Source organism: Pseudomonas petroselini (genome assembly GCF_045037875.1).
GTDB classification, from domain to species: Bacteria; Pseudomonadota; Gammaproteobacteria; order Pseudomonadales; family Pseudomonadaceae; genus Aquipseudomonas; species Aquipseudomonas petroselini.
This window is the reverse complement of sequence record NZ_CP173614.1, coordinates 3541626-3560805: the sequence shown is the minus strand read 5'-3', so window position 1 is coordinate 3560805 and position 19180 is coordinate 3541626. Positions and strand designations below refer to the sequence as shown.

Here is a 19180-nt window from a genome sequence, read left to right as displayed (position 1 = left end):
TCGCACCGTCTGAACGTCTTTAAGGAACGCCTCATGAGCCAGGTACAACCGCCTTACTTTTTTACCGAAGCCTTGCGCACAGGCTGGAAGGAACGCGAACGCGAACGGCACTTCAGCATCACCGCCAAGGACATCGGGTTTCTGCGCAACCTGTCATTCGCCACCGACGCCACGCGACGCGCGCAAGAACCGCCGATGATCGCCCAAGCCCTCTGGCTGAACAAAAACACCCCGTCGGCGCTGGAGCTGGCGGGCAGCTTCATGATGAGTTCGACAGGCGACTACACCCCGGCGTTTCTCTATACGCCCTACGGAGGTTTGGAGAAGTTCGATAACCGTGCACGCTTGCTCGTCGAGCTGACCGAACGACTCAGGGACGCCACACAAGCGGATGACCTGTTGCAGTTCATCGCGCTGGGCACACGCGCCGGCTTGATTCTGGACAACCGCCTGGTGCTGACGGCCGAGGATATTGCACAGGATGTTTTCCAGGCGCAAAAAAAAGCCCTGGACCACCAGCAAACGCTCAACCTGCAGGCGATGCTCGCCGAGCTGGTTAAACTGCCCAGCCTGGAGACGATGCTTCAGGACCTGCTCAAAAGCGTGTTTCGCCCACTCCTGCCCACGCTCGACCCCAGCCGCGCGCGGGTCAACTTTTTCAAGGTGGGGCCCACCGACGGTGAACCACGACAATGGGTCAATTCGCTGCCGATCACCGATGCACTGCTGTTGCGCTATCGTCAGCAGGCTTGGCCCGTGGGGCAGACACGTGAGTTTTTCCATCCCCAATACACCCCCGCATCCAAAGCACTGACCCCGTGGGAAAACGGCCTGGAACAGGCGTCACGGCAGTTGTCGTCGTTCTTGCAAAACACCTTGGAGACTTTCTGGAACACCGACACGCCACACGGCACCTCGCGTCGCACATTCCTGGCACAAACGATGGCGCACAAGGCCCGGATCGATCTACTGCTCAAACGCCAGGACGCGATCATCACCCCTGAAGAAGCGGATGAACTGGCCGCACTGTTCCTCCCTGACGGTGCTCCGCGCGCCCAGGCCAGTGGCGGGCTGCGCTGGGAGACCGTGCGGTTCTGGGAACACGCGGCGCATGGTGTCGAGTTGACCAGTTGCGTGATGATTGGCAACGCCCACACCTGGTTTTACTCGCCGCCCAAAGGGCTGCAAGTGCTGGCCGACCACGCCGACCTGATCCAGACCTTGAAGGCGATGGTGAAGGCGCCCGCCTATGAAGACGATGTCTACAACTTTATGTCCCTGGAGGAGCGCCTGCTGTTTATCGGCTTTACCGAGCCTCAGGTCACCGGCAATCTCATCGTCGGCAACGTGTTCGAACACTTGATGGAACGCATCATTGATAAGCAGGTAAACAACCTGATCTATGTGCTCGGCCAGTTCCGTCGCGAACGCGGCGATATCAACCTCTCGGCGCTGCTGGACCATGCCCTGGACGTGCGCTTCATGGTCGACGACCGGCTTCTGGCGCTGGACAGCGCACAGCGCTGGACCACTCACTCCGTATTGGCCGACCCCACGCGGCCGGTGTCGGCCGCCGCCAAGCGCGCAGAACGGCTGTACAAACAACTGATTGATATCCCAAAGGCACTGGAAGACCTGATGAAGCCATTGCCCTCGGTCATGGACCCGCTGATCGATAACTTGAGACAGCGTGAGCGCCAACAGCTCGATCCGGCAAGGGTATTCATCAATCGCTACGCTGACAGCGCCGACCAGCGTGCCGTGGCGTTGCCTCTGGAAAGCCAAAGCCTGGAGGATCACTTCATCGGCCGCCTGGCCGAAGGTCTCGGACCGGTTCCCGAGACCCGTCATTACGGCGTTTATCAGCCACGCAACGGCAATCATGCCGAGAAACTGTCCAACCTGGACGTCAAGGCCCTCAATCGGATGGTCGAGGGCGTGCTGACTCATTTTAAACACCAGGACATCGGCGATATTCCCCGTGCACGCCTTGAAAGCCTGTTGCCGCTGATGGGCGACATGATGTCCAAGGCGATATTGAGCCAGGCGCACCTGCGGCGCCTGAACAAGAGCTTGGACGCCAGGGACGAGTCGATCATCCAGGCCGTTTTTGACAGCGACACCCCCGACCGCCGTCGACGGGAGGACCTCCAAGGGTTCATCCCGGATGTCTACTGCGTCACCGTCGAACGTGAAGGGCAAAGCCTGCGCCACCGCTTGGCCAATTGCCTGATGCTCACCGAACGCGGCGGCCTGGACCACCATCACTCGGGCCGCGCGATTCTCTGGACCCCGGCGTGGGGCCTGGAAAGCTTCGCGTCCCCGTCGCTGGCGAAAGAACAACTCAAGGCGCGGCTGGAAGATCCCGACGCACGCCTGGCGCTCCTGGAAAACCTTGACCCGCGCCAACGCCTGCCCCATGCCAGATATACCTTGGGGGCGTTTTGGCTGATCACCGAGCCCATCAGTGAAAACCGCCAGCAGTCGTGGATCGACCACTACATCGCACAAAGGGCGCATTGGCTGGCACAGAAGCCGACCGGCAAGGCATTCTTGAATCGTTTAGCCGTGCTTCCCGCGTCGCCCCTGGAGGGCGCCGCGCAGCTCGCGCATTATTTTGTCACGCAACGCTCGCTGCCGGCCTGGTTGGGCATGGCGCCACCTGATGAGCAGCGCCACCATGCCGAGTTGCTGGAACAATACCGACGCAACACGCTGGATGAGAAAGACTACCTGTATGAGCTGTTCTCGTTGCGCCAGCATGTCCACGACACGCTCAGCGACATGCTGGTGGACGACGCCCTTTACCCCGAAGACGTGTTTATAACGCCAACACTTGCGTTGGGTGGGCAGCGGCAGAACCTCGTCGATTACGCCCTGGCGCACATCAACGAGCAGGCGAGTTCCTTCACCGTGGAATCGGGCGCCAAGACCCTGACCGAATCGACTGTCCGCCAACTCCTCGTGAACTTGAAAATTGTCAAAAACGGCCAGGACTACCTCAAGGAAAAACTGGAAACCGACCAACCGGGCGCCCAGGCGCGTGAGCGGCGTTTCGTCCAGCAATTGCCGTGGCAGCTGTTGCAACACGCCCATGCGCTGAAACTGCAGGAGCAGTTATCGGACGCCGGCTACACCCTGATTCGCCAGGTATTCGACATGCCGGACGCCATCGCGCGAGCCGCCGTCGACGGTGCCACGGCGAGTATTCGCCCCCTTGAAATGATTGCGACACCTCGCGCCAGCATCGCCAAGGCGCTGGGCCTTTATCTGATCAGTGCCGGCACCACAGGCCCGTTGATTCTCTATGCGCCGTACTACCCAAGCCAGTGTTTCAAGGAGTTCGAGAGCACGGCGCAGTTTCTCAACCAACTGAACGTACCCGGCAGGCTGCAAGACTGGATCGTTGCCCACCTGCTGGGTGCGCACAAGGCCACGTATAAAAACCTGCTGGCGGGTACCAAAGGTGCGACATCGGAAATCACCTTGGCCAATCAGCCGATCAAGGGCCACGCCATCAAACAGCTGTACCAGGACAACCGGCAGGTGATGGGACGCATGCTTGAGCATCAGCTTGACCCTGATGGCCAAGACTTCTGGGACACCATCAAGCACCTGTTGAGCAGCGGCGTGCAGCGCGCGGCAAGGTTCTTACCGGGCAAACTGCAGCTACCCTTGCTGATCTGGCAGAGCTATACCCTGTTCAAGGACTCGGCCGAGGCCCTGCAACAGCACCATTGGCAGGATGCACTGCGATCGTTCATCTTCGGTGTTGCGCGAATGGCGACGGTGGAGCAATTAGTGCGCACGCCGGTGCCCAAGGCGCAACCGCCGGTGTTCAACGAGGTGGATGAACGCGACCTGAAAACCCCTGCAGCCCCGATCGCGCCAACCCTCACGGACATCGACGTGACAGACCCCAGGCGTACGCGCCTGCAATCCTACGAAGTCAACGATGTGGCCTTGGCGGACTTGCACATACAGCCGAAAACCGGGCTCTACGCCACCTCCGATGGCAAAGCGCTCTACGGCGCAGTGGAAGGTAAGGTCTACCCGATCAAGCACGCCAAGCGACTGCGAATAGCCGGCAAAGCCCCCGGCAGCGACGGCCCCCTGGTGTCCAGTACCCGTCTGCAGCGTCTGGTCCTGGAGCCGCACAATCACAGGCTGCAATACGGCAAAGCGCTTTCGCGACTGGGTAATCGCTACGTGACCCGCTTTAACGCAAAGATGTTCTTGAACATCGAAGCGACGGGTATGGAGGAGATTCGCCGCCTGTATCCAACCAAGGCCATGCAGATCATCGAAGCGCTGGATCTGGCGCGTTTCTATGCGTTCAACGCCATGCACAACCTGGTGCAGCTCAAGCAGCTGACACCCGGTACCCGCCTGGAGGGGTTCCTGAGGCAATTGTTCGACGCCGACAACATCGACGAAAGCATGCTGAAAAAAATGAGAAAAGTCCTGATCCCGGTGTGCAAAGCCTTGGTGGACCCCAGCCTTGATCTGTTGAACAGCTCACGGTTCGTGGTGGGCACCGGCAGTGATCCCTCTGAAGGCGTTATAGCGTTCGTCATCGCCAAAGACCAGAGCAAGCAAGTGTTTTTCACCGAACGGTTTTTTGATCAACAACTGCACCAATACACCCATCTATTGACCGAACCGTTCGACATTGACGGCCATGCGCGAGCGGCCACGCTGATTCACGAGTTCGCCCATCTCTACACGCCCGCCCACGATATCAGCACGGCTGAATCACGCCGGCCGTTCTCGGACCTGATCGAAATCTTGACCGTGGCCGGCCGGCTCGCCCGCGACAGTTTGCAGCAGATGCAGCGTGAAGCCCTGTCATTGGCCACCCCGCGTCACCAACTGTTCTCACGCTGGAACGACTTCTCGGGCATGTGGGAGAGCTTCGACTCTATGGACTCCGATGACCCCATCTTCAAAGCCGTCCAAAAGTCCACGGGCAGTACGACTGTGGAAGATGCGCGCGACGCGTTTCTGGACAGCACATCACCGGACGCACGCATTGACACGATTCTGTGCAACGCCGACTCCATCGCCCGTCTTATCTGCGAGATGGGACGCCATCTCGACCCCACACCGACGACACCTTGAACCTAGGAGACTGGACACGCCAATTAATGAGAATGAGTGCTATATGGCAGGTTTCAACCGCTGTATCGCCTAAATTCGTTCAACATTGATGTGCAATCGCCATGACCGCTGTTCTCGTCACGGGCCCGTGAAGTTAGAATGTGGGAAATCAGGATGGGTCAATGCGCGAACAGTCTCTATCAGAAGCCGAATATGACGCGATCACCGATGCCGCTGCGCATTGGTGCATGCGCATGCACGCCGTTGACTGCACGGAGGGCGAACGTCAGGCGTTTACCCAATGGCACGATGCCCATCCGCTGCATGCCTTTGAATATGCGGCCATGCTCGAAATCTGGGACGTCGCCGACCACCTGCCACGCCACGAACCTGCGCCAGTAGTGGTGCCCTTCAAGCCCCGCAGCCGGGCGCGCACCTACGCAGTGGCGGCGGCGATTTGCCTGGTCGCCCTGCCCCTCGCCGCTTTTACCGGCTGGGAAGCCGGTTGGTTGCCCAGTTCCTATGAGCGCTTCGACGCCACCACGGGTTTACGCCAGGTCACCCTGGGCGATGGCAGCCAGGTGGAACTCAACCTCGGCACCGAGCTGGTCTACAGCAACTACAAGGACCAGCGCCGGGTCACGCTGAACAAGGGTGAGGCGTTCTTCAAGGTCAGCCATGACAACGCCCACCCGTTTATCGTGCGCGCCGGCAATGGCCAGGTACGCGTCACGGGTACCCAGTTCAACGTGTGGAAATACGAAGACCAGGTACGGGTGATGCTGCTCGAAGGCTCGGTACAAATCGCCAGCGACGCGGTACACGGCAGCGTGCCCCTCACGCCCGGCATGCAGGCCAGCTATCAGCAGGGTGACGCCACGCCTCGCGTGCAGCCGATCAACCCGGACGACACCGCACTGGCCTGGCGCCAGGGCAAGCTGATCCTCGACAACCTGGCCCTGGCCGATGCGTTGCCGCTGATCAATCGTTACCTGAGCAAACCGGTGATGCTGGCCGACGCCAGCACCGGGGCGATCCGCATCGGCGGCATCTACAACATCAACGAGGTCAACAACCTCGTGCCCTCCCTGCCCAAGGTGCTGCCGGTCTACCTGACCCAGAACCAAGACGGCAACCCCGTACTCAATTCCATCCCGCGTAAAGCCCCTAAAGGCTGAGTCTTCGCCCTCCGGCGTAGGCTTGCGCGCGCCCGAAGTGTCCGTTTTTTTTACACCTGCATGCCCTGAACCGCCCACGGTGAGCGCGTTCATCGTTTTGTCATGCGCGGTGTTTCAACGCTGATACAGGGAGGTGAAGCGGTTGTGCAGTGGCTGGGTAGCCTGGGCTTTAAGGGTCGCTGTCTCACGGCTGATACAGTGCGGCCATCATTTTGCCTCGCATTAAACGCAACCCATTGAATAACAAAGATAAATAAAAAGCGGCACGGCTTCTGCTCTCTCCCTTACAACGCTGTTTAGGGTCAGCGTGAAGAATAAGGAATGCCGCCGTGATCACACTCACTCAAGGTTCGATGAACGTACTGCTGGTCAGCTGTGTACTCAGCGCCAGCATCAGTCTTCCGACCCTGGCAGGTGACGGCGTGATCGTGACCGGCCGCGACGTACAAGGGCACATGTACGGCCGACCTTCATTTGGTAAAGATCCCTACCCCACCACCGCCAACGCCAATCCAAGCCACGAGATCCTTGGCTCCACGGGTGAGCTCAGTGACATGGACATCGGTGGCATCGCCAGCGGCTCGGGCATTACCCGCGCCATCCTGCCCAACGGAAACATTCCGGGCCTGAACAACACCCAAAACAGTGTCTCAACACTCGGTTCCGGCTCAGCCGCCGGTCACGGTGCCGGCGCTTCCGTGGGTGGGCAGATCAGCGATTCGATCCAGCGTGGCATGGCGCCCTTGAACAACATCGGCAGCATGATGGGGGGCAAATAATGAACCGTTCCCTGCTCCTTCTGGCCCTGCTGGGCAGTGCCTCGGCGATGGCCGACAACACCGCGGTGATCAACAACAGCGGCCAAGCCTACAACGGCAACGTGATGATCAACCAGGCGGCGGGCAACCAGCAGCAAACCGCCAACAACCGCGCCGTCGCACTTGGTGGCCAGGGCACCACCCGCAATATCCAGAACATGAACGGCAAGGTCGACCCCTCTCTGGCCGCCAAGGCAGCGATCGAGGGCACCTCTTTTACCAATGGCAACGGCATGTTGGGCATCAACCAGTCAGCCGGGGCCAATAACCAATCAGTCAATGCCGTGCGGATCAGCATCAACCCTGGCCCGCAAGCCATAGACGACAGCGTCCTGTTGCAACAGAACACGACGACGCTGGCAACCGACTCAGGGCTCACCCCCACCACTGGCAGCCGCCAGGTCGTGACAAGCGACCAGGCCTTCACAGGCAGCCGAGGAGTGATTCAGGTGAACCAGAGTGCTGGGGTGGGGAACCGAGTGGCTAACACCCTGGGCATCACTATCAAGTAACAGCTTGGTAGCACTGGCTAGACCGTACCAACACTTAACCAACTAATTAGAAGCAAGGAGAAACACCATGAAACCTCAAATGGCCCTGAAACCACTGGTTTTCGCTCTCGCCGCCCTGATGGCTGCTGCTGCCCAAGCAGGTGGTGGCTGGCACCCTGCGCCTCAACCAACCGGCGTGGTTGCCTCCGTGGTCACGGATGTACAAAACAGCGTCGGCAACAAGTTTGACGACACCAAAACCGAAAACAACGCCTCTGCCGATGGCTCGGTGACCGGCAATAGCGGTAACGTCGGTGTGAACGTTCAAGCCGGCAGCGGCAACCAAGCCGACAACTCTGGCGCGATTTCCAGCGCCAAAGGCGACTTCGCCACCGTGTTTGCCGTGGTCGATGTGAATCAAAACAGCGGGCTGAACAACTTCGTCAACAAAGGCACGCAAAACAACGCCTCCCTGGACAACTCGGCTAACGGTAACTCCGGCAACCTGGGTTACAACGGCCAAGCCGGTCAAGGCAACCAAGGCAAAAACAACCTGGCGATCACCACGGCTGATGGCAAAAACATCGCAGCGGCCGCCAACACCGAGCAAAACTCGCTCGCCAACAACTACCTCAACACCGCTGCTACCAGCCACGGTTATGGCCATGGCAGCAAACCTCAGTACGTGTCCAACAACTCCAGCCTCGACAACTCGGTTAACCGCAACTCCGGCAACGTGGGTGTGAACCTGCAATCCGGTGCCGGCAACCAAGGCAGCAACAGCCTGTCGATCGGCCAGGGTTGCAGCGTCTGCGCCAGCGGCGTGCGCTTCTGATCCAAAGGGGCCTTGGCAACAAGGCCCTTTTTTACTCCCTGTTTTTTATATCAGTAGCCAGCAGGTCACACGATCATGCGCCTCGCGACCCTCACCCTCCTGATGTTGCTCACCGGCCCTACATGGGCAGGCACCATGGCGATCTCCGCCATGCCTGGCGGTGCAGTCATCTACAAGAAGGTCGAGAGTATCCGTGAGCGCCGGTTCGCCAACCTGGTGGAACAGAAAACCGATTTCAGCTGCGGTGCTGCGGCACTCGCCACCATTCTGCGCCAGGGCTATTGGCTGGACGTAGACGAAGACCACGTCATCAAAGGCATGCTGGTCAATGCGGACCAGGACCTGGTACGCACCCAGGGCTTTTCCATGCTGGACATGAAGCGCTACCTCGAAAGCATCGGCATGCGTGCCCGGGGTTACAAGATCGGGCCAGACACCCTGGTGACCGTGAAGATCCCTGTGGTGGTGCTGCTGGAAATTCGTGGCTACAAGCACTTCGTGGTGTTGCAGCGCGCGGACAAGGACTGGGTCTATATCGGCGACCCCGTGCTGGGCCATAAGCGCTATTCACACGACGACTTCGTCAAGGGCTGGAATGGCATCGTTTTCGCCGTGCTGGGTGAAGGCTACGACAAGGCCAATGCCTTGCTCGACCCGCCCACGCCACTGACCGCCAAGAACCAGTTGAATGAGTTCAGGCCCGTAGGCGATGCCGAGCTGATGGATTTCGGTTTCATCCAGAGCGACTTCTTCTAAAGAAGCGCAATAAGGGGCAGGACGCTCCAGGAGCGAAAGATGAACACTTCCCGTTGGCTGACGGTCTTGTGTCTGGCAGCCTCAATGCCCGCTTATGCTTCATCAGGGTTCAAACCGATCGAACTCAAGGATTCGGAAATGGCCGAGCTGCGCGGCCGCTACGTGATGCCGGGGCGGATCATCAGCTTCGGTATTGTCATGAGCAGCACCTGGACCAATGCCGTGGGTGACACCATCACCGGCAAAGCCAGCATGCAAGTCGATTCATCGACCATTACCCCTCAGTTTTATGTGCAGACCACCGGCTCGGCAGGCACCGGTACGAACCAGAATACCGGCACCGGCAACGTCACCGGAGGCGCAGGCCTGGGCACTGGCACCGGCGTGACGCAAAGCGTGCGCACCGCCGGCGACGGCAACACGGCGTACAACAATGTCGGTATCAACGTCACTGAAAACGGCTTTGCGCCTTCCAATATTGTGCAATCGGGGCATGTCTTGGTGGCCGGCGGTACGGTTACCGGCGACAGCGCGGCGGGCCGCGTAAGCGTATCGGCCAACAATGGCGGCTTGCAGATGGCGATCCAGGCCAACCATAACCAAGGCAATAGCCTCCAGCAGATTGGCGGCGGGCAAGTGCTGCAAGGCACGGTGTTGACCGGTAATACCAACTTCGTCAACAACATGACCCAGCTCAACGTGGTAATGGGCAATAACGGACTGAACAACCCGGCGTTGAACTGCAATTTGGATCAACTTAAAGGCCTACGCACTCTCGGTTATTGAACTACGCTGACCCTCGACACTTTCGCATTAGAAAAGGACGGCTTATTTCATGCATCGATCGTTATCGTTACGCGCGGTGGTCTGTTTAAGTACGCTCTTGCCAGCATCCATGCTGTATGCCGCGCCAGACGCCGATATCGAGACCCTCAAACAAGAACTCCTGGAACTCAAACAGCGGTACGACGTGCAGCAAAAAGCCCTGGCGGTATTGGAGCAAAGGGTACGCCAGGTTGAGGATCAACCGGCGACACCGGCGCCCAAGCGCCTGGCGAAATCCCCGGCGGACTTCCAGAAGGCCAGCGGTGCAACCGTCGCCGGTACCGGCGCTGCGGCCGCCTCGGGTGGTGCGGGCGGCGGCGGCAGTTCCTATGGTCAGTCCCTCAAGGACGATTCGGCGCCTGCGCAAAGCGTCAGTAACCTCTATAACGAGGCCAGCGGCTTTTTCGGCAATGGCAAGTTCAGCTTTGAAACCGGTGTCTCTTATGCGCGTTACGACGCCCGCCAGTTGACGCTTAACGGCTTCCTGGCGCTGGACTCGATCTTCCTCGGCAATATCAACCTGGACCGGATCAAGTCGGACAACTGGACCCTTGACCTGACCGGTCGCTACAACCTCGATAACCGCTGGCAGTTTGATGTGAACGTACCGGTGATCTACCGCGAATCGACCTACCAGTCGGGCGGTGCCGGTAACAATGGCAACGCCACATCGGAAGAGTCGGTGAGCCGCGACCCGACCATCGGCGACGTCAACTTCGGCGTGGCATACAAATTCCTGGATGAAACCCCCACCCTGCCGGATGCGGTGGTGTCGGTACGCGTCAAGGCGCCAACCGGTAAAGAACCCTTTGGCATCAAGCTGGTCAGGTCTACCGCCAACGACAACCTGTACGTCCCGGAAAACCTGCCTACGGGTAACGGTGTCTGGTCGATTACCCCCGGCATATCCCTGGTCAAGACGTTCGACCCGGCCGTGCTGTTTGGTTCGCTGTCCTACACCCACAACTTCGAAGAGTCATTCGATGACATCAGCAGTGACGTCAACCAGAAAGTCGGCGGCAAGGTCAGCCTTGGCGACAGCTTCCAGGTCGGCATGGGCGTTGCCTTCGCGTTGAACGAAAAGATGAGTATGTCGTTCTCAGTCTCCGACCTGATACAGCGCAAGAGCAAGCTCAAACCTAATGGCGGGGATTGGCAGTCGGTGGTGTCCAGCGACGCCAACGCCGGCTACTTCAACGTAGGGATGACGATTGCCGCATCGGACAACCTGACGATTGTGCCGAACCTGGCGATCGGGATGACGGATGATGCGCCGGACTTTACGTTCAGCCTGAAGTTTCCGTATTACTTTTGATTGAGGAGGGGCTGCTTCGCCGCCCAACGCGGGCGGTGCGACAAGCCCGTTTACCACAACAAAGGAAAAGCCCCGCAACGATAAGGGTCGTTGCGGGGCTTTTCGGTTTACCCGCCCTAGCGGATCTGGTGTTTGTGCAGCAACCGGTAGAACGTGGGCCGGGACACCCCCAGCACGCGGGCGGCGACACTCAGGTTGTCACTGTGCCGGTTGAGCACATCGCACAGTGCCTGGCGTTCGGCGCGGTGCTTGTAGTCTTCCAGTGTAGCCATGGGCGGCGAAATTGCCTGCCGGCCCTGCAATCCCAGATCAACGGCTTCGATTTGGCGCCCTTCGGCCAGTACCAGGCCGCGGCGCACGCGGTTGGCCAGCTCGCGGACATTGCCCGGCCAGGCGTGCTCGCCCATGGCGATCAGGGCGTCGTCACTGAAGCTGCGGGGGCGGCGGCCGGTTTCCTGGCTGTAGAACCGTGAAAAGTGGTTGGCCAACATCGCGACGTCGCCATGGCGTTCGCGTAATGGCGCGGTGACCACTTGCAAGACGTTGAGGCGGTAATACAAGTCTTCGCGGAAGGTGCCCTTCTCCACTGCGGCTTCGAGATCGACGTGAGTCGCCGCCAGTACGCGCACATCCACGGGAATCGGTTGGCTGCCGCCCACGCGTTCGATCTGCTTTTCCTGCAGAAAACGCAACAGATTGGCTTGCAGTTCCATCGGCAGATCGCCGATTTCATCGAGAAACAGCGTGCCGCCGTTCGCGGCTTCAATACGTCCGACCTTGCGCTGATGGGCACCGGTGAACGCACCCTTTTCATGCCCAAACAGTTCGGATTGGATCAAGTGTTCCGGGATCGCCCCGCAGTTGATCGCCACAAACGGTTTGGCGTGGCGCTGGGATTGACGATGCAGGGTCTTGGCCACCAACTCTTTACCGGTACCACTGTCGCCACGGATCAACACCGGGGATTCAGTGGGCGCCAGCTTGGAGAGCAATTTGCGCAGTTCGCGGATCGGCCGACTGTCCCCCAGCAGTTCATGCTCGGGTTCGTCCAGCGGCGTCGGGCCCTTGCCCCGCAAGCGTGCCATGCCGAACGCGCGCCCCAGGGTCACCTGTACGCGGGCAACGTCGAAGGGCAAAGTATGGAAGTCGAAAAACCACTCGCAGACGAAGTCACCGACGTTCTGCAGGCGCAACACGTCCTGGCTGAGTACGGCGATCCATTCCGTGCCGCTGCGGCCGATCAGCTCCTTGACCGCTTCCGGACGCTCCAGATGGTAGGGCTGCAGGCGCAACAGACCGACATCACAGGATCGGTCACCCACCGCTTCCAACGTACAGCTGTCGACGGCCCACCCCGCCGTCCGCAAACCGGGCAACAGACCGTGGCAGTCGTCACAGGGGTCAACCACTAGCAATCGACGTTGAACGGGGGGTCCACCCATGACTGTTCCTTGGCGTCAAAATTGTTAAAGTTATTTAGAAACAACAGTTTGTGACGTCTGCTGCTAACCCTAGCAAGGTCTTGACGCGGGGCTTGTACCGTTTCGCTATAAGTCTGGGCAAAAAGCCACTTTCGCGCGTTTACGCCAAAAAAGTTAGGCACTGCCAGAACTTTCATTCAGCTTTCAAAACAGCCGCTTACATGACGTCCATCACTAAAAGTTGAAAATAGTTGCTCTAACATGTGACCCGTACCCCGCCATCGTGCATCAGTACAAGTAACCCGCCGCACGGTCAGCCCAACCGCCGGCACTCACTTGAATGGGCAATGAGAGAGAACCCACATGAACGCCCCGCTCCGCATCAACGAAGCTCTTTTGATCGCAGACCGTGCTTTCCAACCCTTTCAGTGCGTGGCCTGGCACGATGGCAACGGCGCCCTGAGCCTGAGCGTCATCGACCGTACCAATAACCGTATCGGCAGCAAACAACTGTCGTCGAGTGCCTATACCGACCCGGCGCAACTGGAAAACTTGCTGTTGCAAGCGCGTGCCGAACTCGACAAAGAGGGCCACCAGTTGCAGTCCTGGGTAATGCCAAAGTAAGTCGACCGTGTAACTTGCGCGCCCTATGTTAACGGCGCGCAAGTTCAGAGTTAGAACACGCGTCGCTTAGGGTGCCGCGAGAATAAACCGTTCGATTGCTTCGGCGGCGCCATCTTCGATGTTGCTGCCCGTCACCACACTGGCCTGGCGCTTGACGGTTTCTTCCGCCTGCCCCATGGCAATCGACAACCCGGCCACCTGAAACATCGCCGGGTCATTGCCACCATCGCCAATCGCCGCCGTTTGCTCCATGGGCACCCCCAGGTGCGCCGCTAAGGTCTTCAAGGCCTCGCCCTTGTTGGCCAGCATCGCGGTCACGTCCAAGTACACCGGTTGCGAACGCGACACCTGGGCCAGCCCCTGCACCTTGGGTTGCAATCGCGCTTCCAGCTCCACCAATAATTGCGTGTTGTGACTCGCGGCGACGATCTTGTCGACCCGGTCCAGGTAGGGCTCGAAACTCTCCACCACCACCGGCCCATAGCCCAGGCCATTCGCCTCGCGCGGCTCCATCGGCCCTGGCGGGTCACGGCGCAACCAGTCGCCATCGGCAAACACCCACACTTCCACCTCCGACTCCGCTGAAAACAGCGCCAGGGTAACCAGCGCCGCTTCCGCCGGCAGATGATGGGCAACCAGGATGCTGCCATCCGGGTTGATCAAGGTGCCGCCATTGAAGCCCGCCACCGGCACATCGATCCCAAAGGTTTCGATCAGGTGCAGCATGGCCTTGGGCGGGCGCCCGCTGGCCAGGCTGAACAACACTCCGGCTTCGCGCAAGGCGCGCACCGCGTCGGCGGTGCGTTGGCTGAGGCTGTGATCGGGATGCAGCAAGGTGCCGTCCACGTCACTGAGGATAAAACGGATGGGATGAATCGCTGCGTCACTCATCCGAGGCTGTGCCAGCTGCGGCCATCACGGGCCAGCAAGGCGTCGGCGGCGGCCGGGCCATCCTCACCCGCCTTGTAGGCCTGGATCCCGTCATCTTCCTTCCACGCATCAAGGAATGGCTGCACCGCACGCCAGCCGTTCTCGATGTTGTCGGCGCGCTGGAACAAGGTCTGGTCGCCGGTCATGCAGTCGTAGATCAGGGTTTCGTACCCGGTAGACGGTTGCATCTCGAAGAAGTCCTTATAGGCAAAACCCAACTGGATATTGGCCATGTCCAGGGTCGGCCCCGGCTTTTTCGCCAGCAGGTCGAACCACATGCCCTCATTCGGTTGGATCTGGATCTTCAAGTAGGTGGGCTTGAGCTCATCGACCTCGGTGTCACGAAACTGCGCATACGGCGCGGGCTTGAAGCAGATGACGATTTCGGTGTCGCGCACGCTCATGCGCTTGCCGGTGCGCAGGTAGAACGGCACGCCGACCCAACGCCAGTTGTCGATCATCACCTTGAGGGCGACGAAGGTCTCGGTGCTGCTGTCAGGCGCCACGTTGGCTTCTTCGCGATAGCCCGGCAATTGTTTACCGCCAATTTCGCCGGCGGTGTACTGCCCGCGTACCGAGTTGGCCCGCGCATCCTCCAGGGACCAAGGGCGTACGGCGCCAATCACCTTGGCTTTCTCGCCGCGCACGGCGTCGGCGCCAAAGGCTGCAGGCGGCTCCATGGCCACCATCGCCAGCAGTTGGAACAGGTGATTGGGCACCATATCGCGCAACGTGCCTGTTTTTTCGAAGAAATTGCCCCGTGTTTCTACGCCGACGGTTTCGGCGGCGGTGATTTGCACGTGGTCAATGTAATGGTTGTTCCAGAACGCTTCGAACAGCACGTTGGAGAAGCGGCTGATCAGGATGTTCTGCACCGTTTCCTTGCCCAGGTAATGGTCGATGCGATAGATCTGCTTCTCGCTCATCACCTTGAGCAGGCTGGCGTTCAGCGCTTCGGCGGTGGCCAGGTCGGAGCCGAAGGGCTTCTCGATGACCACGCGACGGAAGCTGTCGTCGGTCTCCGTCAGCAGGCCGGCACTGCCCAGGCGCTGCACCACGTCGCTGAAGAAGCGCGGTGCGGTTGCCAGGTAGAACACCGCGTTGCCGGTGCCGCTGTCGGCGATCTTCTTGCCGATGTCGGCGTAAGTGCTGTCGTCGAGGAAATCGCCCTCGACGTAGCTGATGCCCTTGGCCAATTGCGCCCACAGTTGTGGGTCGAGGGCGTTATCCGCGTTGCCCTTGACCTTGCTCGCGGCCTCGGTACGAATGAAGTCCTCGAGTTTCTTGGCGAAATCGGCATCGCTGATGGCGTTGTGATCAACGCCGACAATGCGCAAGCCATCGGCCAGCAGCCCATCCCGACTGAGGTTGTACAACGCCGGCATCAGCAGGCGCTTTACAAGGTCACCATGGGCACCAAACAGAAACAGGGTGGTGGGCGGAGCGGGTTCGGCCTTGAGTTTCTTGCCGTTGGCGGTCATTTTTTGGAAGTCTCCACGTGACCACCAAAGCCGAAGCGCATGGCAGAGAGCATTTTGTCACCGTAGGTGCTTTGCTGGCGCGAGCGGAAGCGTGCGAACAAGGAGGTGGACAACACCGGTACCGGCACGGCTTGTTCCATGGCGGCTTCGATGGTCCAGCGGCCTTCGCCACTGTCGGCAACCGAGCCGGAATAGCCCTCCAGTTTCGGGTCGGTGGCGAGGGCGTCGGCGGTCAGGTCCAGCAACCAAGACGACACCACACTGCCACGGCGCCAGACTTCGGCGATATCGGCGACGTTGAGGTCGAAGCGCTGGTCTTCCGGCAGGTTTTCCGAGTTCTTGGTCTTGAGGATGTCAAAACCTTCGGCAAACGCCTGCATCATCCCGTACTCGATGCCGTTGTGGATCATCTTGACGAAGTGACCGGAGCCCGCAGGGCCGGCGTGGATATAGCCCTGCTCGGCACGCGGGTCGGCGCTGGCGGAACGGTCCTTGGTGCGCGGAATGTTGCCCAGGCCCGGCGCCAGGCTCTTGAAGATCGGATCAAGGCGCTGCACGGTCTGGGCGTCGCCACCGATCATCATGCAATAGCCACGCTCCAGGCCCCACACGCCGCCGGAGGTACCGACGTCGACATAGTGCAGGCCTTTTTCAGCCAGGGCCTTGGCCCGGCGAACGTCGTCCTTATAGTTGCTGTTACCGCCGTCGATGATTGCATCACCGTCTTCGAGCAGCGTACTCAATTCATTGATGGTGTCTTCAGTGGGCGCGCCTGCCGGCAACATCACCCACACGGTGCGCGGCTTCTGCAGCCCGGTCACCAGCGCCTTGAGGTCGGCAACGCCGGTGGCGCCCTCTTCACTCAGGCCTTTTACAAATGCTTCGTTACGGTCGTAAACAACGGTGGTATGCCCATTGAGCATCAGGCGCCGTGCAATATTCCCGCCCATGCGGCCTAGTCCGATAATCCCCAGTTGCATGTGCTGATGCTCCTAACTACTAAAAAATGTGTGACATAGTTTATAGCGCAATGAGGCTAATGAGGGTTAGTCCAGAGCGGATCCGTGTAGTTTCATGACAAAAAAGTAGCCATCATTTCACCATCACGGTAATAAAAGTCACAGGACCGTGAAAAATAAAAAAGTTCCCTTGTTCCAAAAAAGAATTCAGAATTGCTTCCGACTGATGCCGAGAACCTCGAATCAAGCGTTCTGGCACCGCGATCTACCGGCTATTTGCGAGGTAAGCAATGAGCACAGCACAGATGACCCGCCCGCCACAGACCCTCTACGTCAACATCCGCCGTGATGAGTTGCGTCAGTTGAAGGACGAACGCGATCAACTGCAGCAGGAAGTCCTGCGCCTGCGTTCGCACATCATCCAAGCCCAGCTGGACCAGCCTTCCAGCGCCCAGCCTGCACTCTGCTAAGCCTCGTCACCACTTTGTAAGATAACGGCTACATAAATCTCACAAAGTTTTCACATGCCCCTCCCGATACTCCCGCCCGAAGGGCCACCCCATGCAAGGGTGGCCTCTGTTGCGTGCGCCCCTGCGCGTCAACTGAAAAATTATCGGGTTGGAGCGCTGGATGGCGATGTTCAAACGCAGCACCACGTCTGCGAAAGGCTTTGATTGGGCCGGTTTTGGCTGGTTGTTTCTGTTTTTCTGGTACTTCTCGGGTATTACCCAACTGCTGATCCAACTGACCGGCACCTCCGGTTTCAGTGGCTTTCGCCAAGCTTTTTTCATGAGTGCGCTGTGGCTGGCGCCGATGCTGCTGTTCCCGCGCCGTACGCGCCTGCTCGCCGCCTTGATCGGTGTGGTGCTATGGGCGTGCTCCATGGCCAGCCTGGGTTATTTCTTCATCTACCAGCAGGAATTTTCCCAAAGCGTCATCTTCATCATGTTCGAGTCGAACATCTCTGAAGCCGGCGAATACGCCACCCAGTATTTTGCCTGGTGGATCGTGCTGGCGTTCATCGCCCACACCGCCTTCGCCGTATTCCTGTGGACGCGCCTGCGCCCGGTCTACCTGCCTCGCGGCCAGTCGATGCTGGCAGCCGCAGCGATTGTTGTGGCGGTGGTGGGTTATCCGCTGGTCAAGCAGATCGCCACCAGTGACAACATGGAACAGGCCATCGATCGCTTTGAAACCCGTATCGAACCCGCCGTCCCGTGGCAGATGATCGTGGCGTACCGTCGCTACACCGAACAGCTGGACAACATGCAAGGCATGCTCACCAGCGCCAGCCAGATCCCGCCCTTGAAGAACCTCAAGGACAGCATGGCCGGCCAGCCGTCCACGTTGGTGCTGGTGATCGGCGAGTCCACCAACCGTCAGCGTATGAGCCTCTATGGCTACCCGCGCAACACCACGCCCGAGCTGGACAAACTGCGCGACCAACTGGCCGTGTTCAATAATGTCATCACCCCGCGCCCCTACACCATCGAAGCGCTGCAACAGGTGCTGACCTTCGCCGACGAAGAAAACCCGGACCTGTACCTCAAGACCCCGTCGATTGTCAGCGTGATGAAGCAGGCCGGCTACAAGACCTACTGGATCACCAACCAGCAGACCATGACCAAGCGCAACACCATGCTCACGACGTTCTCGGAACAGGCCGACGAGCAGGTGTACCTGAACAACAACCGCAACCAAAACGCCCGCCAATACGACGGTGACGTGCTCGCGCCCTTCTCCAAGGCCCTGGCCGACCCTGCCGAGCGCAAGTTCATCGTGGTGCACTTGCTGGGCACTCACATGAGCTACCAGTACCGCTACCCGCCGACCTTCGATAAGTTCACCGACCGCCAGGGCGTGCCGGATGGCGTCAGTGATGCACAGTTGCCGACCTACAACAGCTACGACAATGCCGTGCTGTACAACGACTTTGTGGTGTCGAGCCTGATCAAGGACTACGCCAAGACCGACCCCAACGGCTTCCTGCTGTACCTGTCGGACCATGGTGAAGACGTCTTCGACTCCGCCGGCCACAGCACCCTGGGCCGCAACGAAGGCAAGCCGACAGCGCCGATGTACACCATCCCGTTCATGGCCTACGCCTCACCGAAATGGCGCGAAACCCACGACTGGAGTTTCGCCGGCGACCTGCAACGCCCGTACAGCAGTTCGCAGTTGATTCATACCTGGGCCGACCTGGCCGGGCTGAATTTCGATGAATGGGACCGCAGCAAGAGCCTGGTCAGCGACAGCTTCAAGCCACGCCCCTTGTTGATCGGCAACCCCTACGAGCGCCAGCAGAAAGGCTTGATCGACTTCAGCCTGATCAAACCGAAAAAGGCCACCACCGAGGTGGTACTCCAAGCACCGCTGTAACAGAAAGATAACAATCATTCTCGTTTAAGCCTAAAGTTCCACGCCTCCTTTCGTCTTTGAGCCAAGGC

15 protein-coding genes are annotated in these 19180 nt (G+C 59.4%); 11 read left to right on the top strand and 4 right to left on the bottom strand.

Translation table 11 applies throughout. From position 1 onward, the window contains the following. The first annotated feature begins 33 nt into the window (after positions 1-33). The 8 genes from ACI512_RS16355 to ACI512_RS16320 all read left to right on the top strand — a co-directional run bounded on the left by ACI512_RS16355 (position 34) and on the right by ACI512_RS16320 (position 11318). Complete coding sequence (locus tag ACI512_RS16355; protein WP_236379728.1) at positions 34-5121, top strand: dermonecrotic toxin domain-containing protein; 5088 nt, start codon at positions 34-36, stop codon at positions 5119-5121. Positions 5122-5282: 161 nt separating this feature from the next. Next, positions 5283-6278, top strand: coding sequence for a FecR family protein (locus ACI512_RS16350; protein ID WP_046033784.1), 996 nt, complete (start codon positions 5283-5285; stop codon positions 6276-6278). A 329-nt stretch (positions 6279-6607) separates the two neighbouring features. Next, positions 6608-7057, top strand: coding sequence for a hypothetical protein (locus tag ACI512_RS16345; RefSeq protein WP_231807971.1), 450 nt, complete (start codon positions 6608-6610; stop codon positions 7055-7057). Beyond that, positions 7057-7608: a hypothetical protein gene (locus tag ACI512_RS16340; RefSeq protein WP_012723890.1), complete on the top strand. Its 552-nt coding sequence runs from the start codon at positions 7057-7059 to the stop codon at positions 7606-7608. Before ACI512_RS16345 ends, ACI512_RS16340 begins: the two co-directional genes overlap by 1 nt. 67 nt (positions 7609-7675) lie before the next feature. Beyond that, positions 7676-8422, top strand: a complete 747-nt coding sequence (locus ACI512_RS16335) for a hypothetical protein (RefSeq protein WP_236379727.1) — start codon at positions 7676-7678, stop codon at positions 8420-8422. A gap of 75 nt (positions 8423-8497) precedes the next feature. Further along, positions 8498-9178, top strand: a complete 681-nt coding sequence (locus ACI512_RS16330; protein ID WP_012723888.1) for a C39 family peptidase — start codon at positions 8498-8500, stop codon at positions 9176-9178. Between the two features lie 39 nt (positions 9179-9217). Further along, positions 9218-9964, top strand: coding sequence for a hypothetical protein (locus tag ACI512_RS16325; RefSeq protein ID WP_064053839.1), 747 nt, complete (start codon positions 9218-9220; stop codon positions 9962-9964). 49 nt (positions 9965-10013) lie between these two features. Next, a complete protein-coding gene (locus tag ACI512_RS16320) occupies positions 10014-11318 on the top strand; it encodes a hypothetical protein (RefSeq protein WP_236379726.1) in 1305 nt (434 codons plus the stop codon). Between the two features lie 116 nt (positions 11319-11434). On the opposite strand, the gene ACI512_RS16315 is transcribed toward ACI512_RS16320, so the two are convergent. After that, a complete protein-coding gene (locus tag ACI512_RS16315; protein WP_231807974.1) occupies positions 11435-12760 on the bottom strand; it encodes a sigma-54 dependent transcriptional regulator in 1326 nt (441 codons plus the stop codon). A 342-nt stretch (positions 12761-13102) separates the two neighbouring features. Between ACI512_RS16315 and ACI512_RS16310 the strand changes: the two genes are divergently transcribed. Continuing rightward, complete coding sequence (locus ACI512_RS16310) at positions 13103-13363, top strand: hypothetical protein (protein ID WP_231807975.1); 261 nt, start codon at positions 13103-13105, stop codon at positions 13361-13363. A 66-nt stretch (positions 13364-13429) separates the two neighbouring features. Here the strand turns inward: ACI512_RS16310 and ACI512_RS16305 are convergent, their stop codons facing one another. The 3 genes from ACI512_RS16305 to gnd are packed head-to-tail and all read right to left on the bottom strand — an operon-like array spanning position 13430 to position 16754. Beyond that, the gene (locus tag ACI512_RS16305; RefSeq protein WP_236379725.1) at positions 13430-14254 is read right to left on the bottom strand and encodes an HAD family hydrolase; all 825 of its coding nucleotides are present in this window, start codon (positions 14252-14254) and stop codon (positions 13430-13432) included. Continuing rightward, positions 14251-15774 carry a glucose-6-phosphate dehydrogenase gene (gene zwf, locus ACI512_RS16300; protein ID WP_093545352.1) on the bottom strand — a complete coding sequence of 508 codons (1524 nt, stop codon included), beginning with the start codon at positions 15772-15774 and terminating at the stop codon, positions 14251-14253. The genes ACI512_RS16305 and zwf overlap by 4 nt, the downstream gene beginning before the upstream one ends. Continuing rightward, positions 15771-16754: a phosphogluconate dehydrogenase (NAD(+)-dependent, decarboxylating) gene (gnd, locus tag ACI512_RS16295; protein WP_012723881.1), complete on the bottom strand. Its 984-nt coding sequence runs from the start codon at positions 16752-16754 to the stop codon at positions 15771-15773. The genes zwf and gnd overlap by 4 nt, the downstream gene beginning before the upstream one ends. Positions 16755-17023: 269 nt before the next feature. Here gnd and ACI512_RS16290 point away from each other — a divergent pair, with 269 nt between their 5' ends. Together ACI512_RS16290 and ACI512_RS16285 are read left to right on the top strand one after the other, a co-directional pair. Next, positions 17024-17203, top strand: a complete 180-nt coding sequence (locus tag ACI512_RS16290; protein ID WP_012723880.1) for a DUF6026 family protein — start codon at positions 17024-17026, stop codon at positions 17201-17203. A 160-nt stretch (positions 17204-17363) separates the two neighbouring features. Then, the gene (locus ACI512_RS16285; RefSeq protein WP_236380589.1) at positions 17364-19112 is read left to right on the top strand and encodes a phosphoethanolamine transferase CptA; all 1749 of its coding nucleotides are present in this window, start codon (positions 17364-17366) and stop codon (positions 19110-19112) included. Positions 19113-19180 lie beyond the last annotated feature (68 nt).

Bases quoted from the DNA above. Each gene is read 5' to 3' on its own strand.
- ACI512_RS16355 (WP_236379728.1), top strand. From the start codon at position 34: ATGAGCCAGGTACAACCGCCTTACTTTTTTACCGAAGCCTTGCGCACA.
- ACI512_RS16350 (WP_046033784.1), top strand. From the start codon at position 5,283: ATGCGCGAACAGTCTCTATCAGAAGCCGAATATGACGCGATCACCGAT.
- ACI512_RS16340 (WP_012723890.1), top strand. From the start codon at position 7,057: ATGAACCGTTCCCTGCTCCTTCTGGCCCTGCTGGGCAGTGCCTCGGCG.
- ACI512_RS16335 (WP_236379727.1), top strand. From the start codon at position 7,676: ATGAAACCTCAAATGGCCCTGAAACCACTGGTTTTCGCTCTCGCCGCC.
- ACI512_RS16330 (WP_012723888.1), top strand. From the start codon at position 8,498: ATGCGCCTCGCGACCCTCACCCTCCTGATGTTGCTCACCGGCCCTACA.
- ACI512_RS16325 (WP_064053839.1), top strand. From the start codon at position 9,218: ATGAACACTTCCCGTTGGCTGACGGTCTTGTGTCTGGCAGCCTCAATG.
- ACI512_RS16320 (WP_236379726.1), top strand. From the start codon at position 10,014: ATGCATCGATCGTTATCGTTACGCGCGGTGGTCTGTTTAAGTACGCTC.
- ACI512_RS16315 (WP_231807974.1), bottom strand. From the start codon at position 12,760: ATGGGTGGACCCCCCGTTCAACGTCGATTGCTAGTGGTTGACCCCTGT.
- ACI512_RS16310 (WP_231807975.1), top strand. From the start codon at position 13,103: ATGAACGCCCCGCTCCGCATCAACGAAGCTCTTTTGATCGCAGACCGT.
- ACI512_RS16305 (WP_236379725.1), bottom strand. From the start codon at position 14,254: ATGAGTGACGCAGCGATTCATCCCATCCGTTTTATCCTCAGTGACGTG.
- zwf (WP_093545352.1), bottom strand. From the start codon at position 15,774: ATGACCGCCAACGGCAAGAAACTCAAGGCCGAACCCGCTCCGCCCACC.
- gnd (WP_012723881.1), bottom strand. From the start codon at position 16,754: ATGCAACTGGGGATTATCGGACTAGGCCGCATGGGCGGGAATATTGCA.
- ACI512_RS16290 (WP_012723880.1), top strand. From the start codon at position 17,024: ATGAGCACAGCACAGATGACCCGCCCGCCACAGACCCTCTACGTCAAC.
- ACI512_RS16285 (WP_236380589.1), top strand. From the start codon at position 17,364: ATGGCGATGTTCAAACGCAGCACCACGTCTGCGAAAGGCTTTGATTGG.